Annotated in this window: 6 protein-coding genes; 2 read left to right on the top strand and 4 right to left on the bottom strand. The window is 59.9% G+C overall.

What is annotated here, in order from left to right; translation table 11 throughout:
• Positions 1-1,873, bottom strand: a 1,873-nt coding sequence (locus tag NYR54_RS17720; protein WP_261517053.1) for a hypothetical protein, incomplete at its 3' end; no start/stop codon positions are given.
• 306 nt (positions 1,874-2,179) lie between these two features.
• Between NYR54_RS17720 and NYR54_RS17715 the strand changes: the two genes are divergently transcribed.
• Positions 2,180-3,463: an NAD(P)/FAD-dependent oxidoreductase gene (locus NYR54_RS17715; RefSeq protein WP_261517052.1), complete on the top strand. Its 1,284-nt coding sequence runs from the start codon at positions 2,180-2,182 to the stop codon at positions 3,461-3,463.
• A 437-nt stretch (positions 3,464-3,900) separates the two neighbouring features.
• Positions 3,901-4,347: a MarR family winged helix-turn-helix transcriptional regulator gene (locus tag NYR54_RS17710; protein WP_261517051.1), complete on the top strand. Its 447-nt coding sequence runs from the start codon at positions 3,901-3,903 to the stop codon at positions 4,345-4,347.
• 46 nt (positions 4,348-4,393) lie between these two features.
• On the opposite strand, the gene NYR54_RS17705 is transcribed toward NYR54_RS17710, so the two are convergent.
• The 3 genes from NYR54_RS17705 to NYR54_RS17695 form a co-directional block, all read right to left on the bottom strand.
• Positions 4,394-5,365 (bottom strand): nickel/cobalt transporter, encoded by a 972-nt coding sequence (locus tag NYR54_RS17705; protein WP_261517055.1) that lies wholly within the window; start codon positions 5,363-5,365, stop codon positions 4,394-4,396.
• A gap of 73 nt (positions 5,366-5,438) precedes the next feature.
• On the bottom strand, positions 5,439-6,095 hold the full coding sequence (locus NYR54_RS17700; RefSeq protein WP_261517050.1) for a DUF1007 family protein: 657 nt from the start codon (positions 6,093-6,095) through the stop codon (positions 5,439-5,441).
• Between the two features lie 125 nt (positions 6,096-6,220).
• Positions 6,221-7,144 carry a LysR family transcriptional regulator gene (locus NYR54_RS17695; RefSeq protein WP_261517049.1) on the bottom strand — a complete coding sequence of 308 codons (924 nt, stop codon included), beginning with the start codon at positions 7,142-7,144 and terminating at the stop codon, positions 6,221-6,223.
• Between the last annotated feature and the right edge of the window lies 1 nt (position 7,145).

Raw genomic sequence — 7,145 nt, 5'->3', positions numbered from 1 at the left:
AAACTTGTTCGTCGTCTTGCTCATGATGCTCCATCCTACTCAGGAGTTGGAGCCTCCGGCAATCCCGGCGCGGTTCAACATGAACTACTAAGCGGTATATATCTTCGGCTTCCTGCAGGAATTTATCGACTATCGATTTCCCCTCGCGGTCCCGTTTATGATTCGCTCTGAAGTTCTGATGTGGATAAGATACATTCGCGAGGGCTTTATCGTCTTCCTCGATTTTCCGATGCAGAAGCTCTGCTCGGCTCAGTCCCGTTTTTTCCTCAAGTACTTTCAGAGCTATCTTTTTTGCCTTGAACCGCTCAGGAAAGTCACCTGTCTCCAGGCGCAGCTGATCCAACAAGGCCTGAATCTTCTCATTCTTCACGGCCGTCGGATCATCTGCTTTGAGTTCGGGCCAGCCTTTTTCTATTTCCATGTAGTGGGCAGCTCGAAGCAGCAAGTCCTCCAGCGGCGACTGCTCCCGCAGCTTGTAGAAGGCCTCAGTAGCGCTGGCATCCCCGGTCGGGTGAAACTGATTTCCTGTAACCCGCTTGACAACCGTTGACACGGCGTGGAGTGCCGACCCCATCGGAAAGCTTGTGTCCAAGCCCTTGGCATCGGCCCAGGAATAAAGAAGCGACTGGAGTTCAGTTTTATCGAAGTCAGGATAATAAGCTTTCATAAGGGGGCTGTCGGCAATGTCCTTCAGCGTGAGCCCCTCCACGTTTTTCAGCACCTGACCAAAAGGGTCTAGCTGAAAAATACGCGTCTGCTCATCGACGAGCTTGTCCAGTTGTTTCGCGGCGGCCGGCTTCAGCTCCGGGTTCACGACCTCCTGCTTAAAGACCTTTATCGCTTCCCGCGACGGCATTTCGCAGCCGTTCTCGGCCACAACCGGCAAAGAGATGCTGCATGACGTTAATGCACGCGGGTCTGCATATTTTGCCCGCAGCAGCAGTGCCATGTCGTCGATGAAGTCCTTCGCCTTGGAATCAAGCCCCCTGGCTATCGCCATCCGCTTTGCTGCATCCCGGCACGGGTCTTTCCCTCCAGCAGTACCATTCTGCCAGTCAAGAACGAGCCTCACAAACTCCTTCTGAATATCGAGAAGATCCTTTTCGCCGTAAGCCTTTCCGGTTTTACTCAAAACAACTGAAGCGAGGGCGCTTTCCTCGGAACCGAATACAAAATCAGCACTTATATTATTTCTTTTCAGAACTTCACGAACTAAATTATATATTTCGTTGTCCGAAATATTCTTAGAAATTCTATTACCTTTAACATATCGCATATAATCACTATTCAAAATATCTTCCAATTTCATACCATTGGTATTTGAAAGATATCCATCAGTAATAGTAAAAGATTCTATTTTCCTATCAATATACGGTATATATGATCCACTCAAAACTGATGGCTTCCAGCTTCTCATTTCATATTCTACGTTCAATTTGTAGAAGAAACTGGAAAAGGGAGAAAAGACATATTCCTTAAAAGAATTGACATCATCCTCCGGTTCACCGGGAGGGACCCATTCTTCTTGTTTGCTATCCCAGAACGCGGGGGCGGCAGAGGCCTCGCGCGCCAGCGCAAGGATTGTACTGAGATACAAGACTTTGACACCAAATGGGAGCGGCTTCGAGCTTACATTCACTCGATAGCGGATGGTCTCCCCCAAGCGCCCCCTTGACAGTGCCTCGTCAGGCATCATGGGCGGTCCGGCTAGCTGGCGGGGCGCCGTACTATCGGCCGAACGCAAAGCGCCGCGCCCACCTGACCCTTGCGACGTCATTTTCGCTTGATGGCTGCCAATGCTCTTTCGGTAACTATCCAGCCTTTGGTCCGGCTTAATTGCAGGGGCATTTAACTTGTTATGGTATACCTTCATGGAAGCACCGCTTCATAAATTGATGAGCTTTATGAGTTGATGAATTACATGCTGCCCGCTCTGCGGCCGCCATTTTGGCTGACAACAGCCGAAGATAGCAGACTGGCAAGCAATGGGCTTTTCAGTTTGACTTATGCCCGCTGCTCGCAGGCGGGCAGCCACGCTTCAGCGTTGCGAGCGATTGCCCCTGGCCGCTGCAACGCATGACCGCATTTGTTCCCGCACGCCGGTTTGCGGCGGGCCATTGGCATTTTCCGCGCCCCGTGCAAAATCCTACGCAGATTCCTTCAGGCTGAGTTCATTACAATGCGCAGTGACGCTGACGGCCAGGGACTTTGGGCCGAAACCGCGCCGCCCGCGCCGGAAACCTCCGCTCTTTCCGGCGCGATCGTAGCCGATGTGACAATCGTTGGCGGCGGCTTCACGGGACTTTCGGCCGCTTTGCATCTGGCTTCCGGCGGCGCCAAGGTGGCTGTGCTGGAAGCGGCCGAGATCGGCCACGGCGGCTCCGGCCGCAATGTTGGGCTGGTGAATGCCGGCATGTGGGTGGAACCGGACATTCTGCTGCGCACTCTCGGCGAACCCTACGGCGAACGCCTTCTCGATCTCCTCGGCAACGCACCGGCCACGGTCTTCGATCTCATTGAGAGGCACGGTATCGCATGCGAGCCGGAACGGGCCGGAACGCTTCACTGTGCCGTCGGGGCGACTGGGTTGCGCGAACTGGCGAAGCGGGCCGAACAATGGGCTGCGCGCGGCGCACCCGTCCGCCTGCTGAATGCCAGCGAGGCTGCCGCGAAGCTGGGTACCGAAGCCTATGCGGGCGCCTTGCTCGACCTTCGTGCAGGCACGATCCAGCCGCTTGCCTATGCGCGGGGGCTGGCGCGGGCGGCCATTGATGCCGGGGCCCGGGTCTTCACGCGCTCGCGCGCGGTCGCGGTCACGCAGGAAGGCTCGCAATGGCGCGTTGCGACGGAAAGGGGCAGCATTCGCGCCCAATGGGTGATCGCCGCCACCAATGCTTACACGACGGCGCTCTGGCCGGAGCTTCGCGGCGAACTCGTTCTCCTGCCCTATTTCAACTTCTCCACGGACCCGCTGGACGGAGAGGCGGCTCGAGAAATCCTGCCGGAACGCCAGGGCGCGTGGGACACCAACAAGGTGCTGACCTCCTTCCGCAGGGACCGGCAAGGTCGGCTCATCTTCGGCAGCGTCGGCGCGCTGAGGGGGACCGGCCGGGCCGTCCATGAAATGTGGGCGCACCGGACGGTGAAGAAACTGTTTCCCAGGCTGGGCGGTGTCACCTTCCGGCACGGCTGGTACGGCATGATCGGCACGACGGCTGACAGCCTGCCGCGATTCCACCGTCTCGCGCCGCGCATCATCGCCGTCAGCGGCTATAACGGGCGGGGGATCGCGCCGGGCACGGCTTTCGGCCAGGTGCTGGCGCGCTACATCCTCGGCACCCTCGCCGAAAACGACTTGCCGCTGCCTGTCACACCTGCCGAAAGCCGCACCGCGCGCCAGGTGCGGGAAGCCGGCATCGAATGGGGCGCGCAGGCTGTACACATTATACAAACGATCGTATGACAGGCTAAATATCACAGATTTATGCAGCGAACTTCACGCCGTTTGAACGTGAAATGGCCTGCTTTACTGCTGCTGTCTCGTTCTCTTATGACGCACCCAGAACTGTAAACGTCGTAATCAGAACATGAAAGCGGCTATGCCGTAGCTTATTGCGCTATACGTTTTTGATTCAGTCCTTTTGGGGGCGGAGGCGTTTGCGCCGAATTCGCCGCATTCATTGGCCTTGACCGCGCGACCATACCGGCGCGGCGTTTGCTGCCGAGTTGCTGCGGCAACACCGGACAACCAGCCGCAGAGTCTCCGCCTGCCTGATCTTTCTTCCGCTCGACGCCCGCTATGGAGGTGACATGACTTTGCCCGTTGCCAGATCAGAGAAACCGTCCCGCAAGGCGATTGATTCAGAAGAGGCCTTGGCGGATCGTCCGCGGCTTCCCTGCATGACCTCTCTTCTCGATTTCAAGTTGCGGCGGGCGCAACTGCTGGTTCATCAGGATTTCGCAGGCGCGCTGGCGAAGCTCAAGCTGCGCCCGGCGGAGTTCTCCGTGCTCGCCATGATCGCCAAATATCCGGGGCAGAAACAAACGACCATCGCCGACAAGCTGGGCATCAAACGGGCGAACTTCGTCTTCCTGATGGACGGGATCGAGGCGCGGGGGCTCGCAGTGCGACACAAGGACAAGTCGGACCGGCGCTCGCACTCGCTGTATCTCACGGAAGAAGGCGTCAACTTCGTGGAGCGGATGGTGGCGCTGTGGCAGGACCACGAGAACCGCATCGTGGCCACCCTTGGCGGACCGGAGAACCGCGACCAGCTGCTCCACCTTCTCGACCGGCTGCTCAGCTTCGGAAACGAGGAAGGGGAATCCGACGCCGCGGGATCGTAGCGAAGGCGGGCGTGGCCGTTACCGTGCCCGAACCTGCGGCCATGTTTCAGCCGAGGCTGGCCGCCAGCAGGATAAGCCCCAAGATTAAAACCAGAAAAGCACCGAAAATCTCAATGCCCGCATGAATGCGCGCGCCGAGCCGTCCCCCTCCCGCAAGCCGCAAGGCCCGGTCCTTGGCCATAACGGCGAAACTGGCCAGCACGGACACGGTGATCGCAGTGCCTGCGGCCATTGCGAAGACGGAGGCGACGCCGCCCATCCACAGGGCGTTGAGGAAGGAGAATGTCAAAACGATCAAAGCGCCGGAGCACGGCCGCAGGCCCACTGCCGCCACAGCCGACCAAGCGGCACGCCAATCCAGGCGGTCACCTGTAAGGCGCATAGGGTCGGGCGCATGGGCATGGCCGCAGGAATCACAGATCTCGCCGGCCGCATGGTCATGCGCATGATCACAATGAGGGTGTGCATGGGCATGTGCGGCCGAGAGGCTGTGCGTCCGGCCCCCACGCAGGAGAAGCGGGCCGAGCTTGCGCCACAGCAGCCAGGCGCCGAAGGCCGCGATCAGTGCGAAGCTTGCGGTCTCCAGAAACCGGGTCGCATCGGTCATCGAGATGGCCGTACCGCGCAGCACGAGAAACACGACGCCCGTCAGAACGATGGCCGATACGGCCTGCATCAGGGCCGCGGCGAAGGAAAGCACCACGCCGCGCCTCAACGCCACCTCATTGGCAAGCATGTAGGAGGAAATGACCGCCTTGCCGTGACCCGGCCCCGCCGCGTGGAAGACGCCGTAAGCGAAGGAAAGGCCGATCAGCAGCCAGAGCTGCGAGCCGTCGTCCCGCATGGCCTTGAGCGCGCCGGTCAGCGCGCGATAGAAACGCTGCTGCTCGGCATTCACCCACTGCAGGAAACCGGCGAAAGGACCCGCCGGGGCCATCGACGGCTCGGCTGTGCCGATGCCGAGCGAGCTTTGCGCAAGGGCGGCGGCCGGAACCAGCAAGGCCGCGGCAATCGCCATTCCCGCAAAGAGGGAGGCGGCGAAGAGACCCGCTGTCTTGCGATCTGCAACATCCGGCTCTTTCGAAGCCGCGCTAGCCATTCGCATCACACGTGATCTCAAGCGTTGTCGCGAAGATCTTGCTTAAGTCATTGCCGGCCGGATCATTGAAAAAAGCCTCCGTCAGTGTCTCCTGATTCTGGGCAATGGCTTCTTCAGGGTCGGGACGGATGACCTGCCGGCTGCAGCCCGGCGGCAGGTTTTCGACGGCCATGTATTCATCCTCGGTGAAGTCGATGGCCGTGTAGAAGGTGGGATCGTAAACGCCGAAAGCGACCGTGCCTTCAAGCGGGATCGGCTCCTTCGGAAGCGATTCGAAAAGGATGATGAGCTGGTTGTCGGTAAAGTCGGCAATGAGCTCGGCCGGCGCTTGCATGGCGACGTCCTTCCCGTTCGCCGTGACGATCTGGAAGTAATTGAACTCGGCAAGCGATTCATGGACGACGCCTGCGACCTCCTGCAATTCGCCCTGATCGAGCTCAAGGTTCTTGTTCCGGTCGAACTCGATGAGAACGGTGCTGGAGAACAGATCGTCAAAACGCCATAGATGGCGCAGCGCCTCCACCTGATCGCCGTTCACGACAACATCAAGACGGGCTTCGGCGAACACGTGCGGATGGGCAAAAGCGGGAGCGGAGAGTGCGAGAAGCGCTGTAACCGTGCCCGACGCCTTACGGCAAATTGTCAGCATGCGCCACCACCCCATCGCTTTGCGGATGCGGCCTTGTCCCGCATGAAGCGGGCGAAATTGGGACCGGGCGGAGCGTCCGGCCACGCGCCAAGGACTGCGCCCGAACGGTCCGTTTGGCCGGGAAGTCAGACATACGGGCCGTCGCCTGCCTCGCTTCGGCCATTCTCCTTCATCCAGCGCGCGAGAAAATCGACCAGCGCCCGTACCCGGGCCGGAAGGTGCCTGCGGTGCGGATAGACCGCATAGACGCCTGCCCCATCGGCCAGATAGTCGTCGAGGAGGGTGACGAGGCGCCCTGCCCTGATGTCCGGCTCGGCGATGAAGTCTGGGATGATGGCAAAACCCAGCCCGGCCACGGCTGCCGCGCGCACGGCAAACGGGCTGTTCGCCTCGATCGGGCCGGACACCGGAACGTAGATCGCCGTCCCGTCCCTTTCACGGAAAAGCCAGTTGTGGCGGAACCGGCTGTTGGTATCCACGATGCAGGGTAGGTTCGCCAGATCGCGCGGATGGCACGGCAGGCCATGCTTCTCGATGAGCACGGGCGAGGCGCACAAGGGTATGCGGAAGGGAGCAAGCCGACGCGCGATCAGCGAGGAATCATCGAGCCTCGTGATGCGGATGGCCAGATCGAACCCTTCTTCCACGAGGTCCACGAAGCGGTCGTCCAGGTGAATGTCGAGCACGACGTCGGGATGTGCCACCGCGAAGTCGATGAGCGAGCGTCCGATGGGCGCATCGGCAAAAGTGCGCGGCGCAGTCAGCCGGATTCGGCCGCGAATCTCGCCCGACGACTCCCGAAGGGATTCGGCCAGCATGTCGATCTCGCGCAGGATCTCGCCTGCCCGCCGGTAATAGGTGTGGCCCGCCTCGGTGAGCGAGAATTTCCGCGTCGTACGGTTGATGAGCAGGGCACCGAGCTCGTCCTCGAGCTCGCGCACATATTTCGAAAGCAGCGCCTTCGACTTGCCAGCCTTGCGCGCGGCAGCGGAGAATCCTTCCGCCTCCACCACCTTGAGAAAGGCCCGCATGCGGGTGAGCGTGTCCATG

Source organism: Chelativorans petroleitrophicus, from assembly GCF_025398195.1.
GTDB lineage: Bacteria > Pseudomonadota > Alphaproteobacteria > Rhizobiales > Rhizobiaceae > Chelativorans > Chelativorans petroleitrophicus.
Note: the sequence above shows the minus strand (reverse complement) of the source record. Positions and strands in the feature narration are given on the sequence as shown.

Coding starts and splice junctions, on each gene's coding strand:
- NYR54_RS17715 (WP_261517052.1), top strand. CDS start 2,180: ATGCGCAGTGACGCTGACGGCCAGGGACTTTGGGCCGAAACCGCGCCG.
- NYR54_RS17710 (WP_261517051.1), top strand. CDS start 3,901: ATGACCTCTCTTCTCGATTTCAAGTTGCGGCGGGCGCAACTGCTGGTT.
- NYR54_RS17705 (WP_261517055.1), bottom strand. CDS start 5,365: ATGGCGATTGCCGCGGCCTTGCTGGTTCCGGCCGCCGCCCTTGCGCAA.
- NYR54_RS17700 (WP_261517050.1), bottom strand. CDS start 6,095: ATGCTGACAATTTGCCGTAAGGCGTCGGGCACGGTTACAGCGCTTCTC.
- NYR54_RS17695 (WP_261517049.1), bottom strand. CDS start 7,144: ATGGACACGCTCACCCGCATGCGGGCCTTTCTCAAGGTGGTGGAGGCG.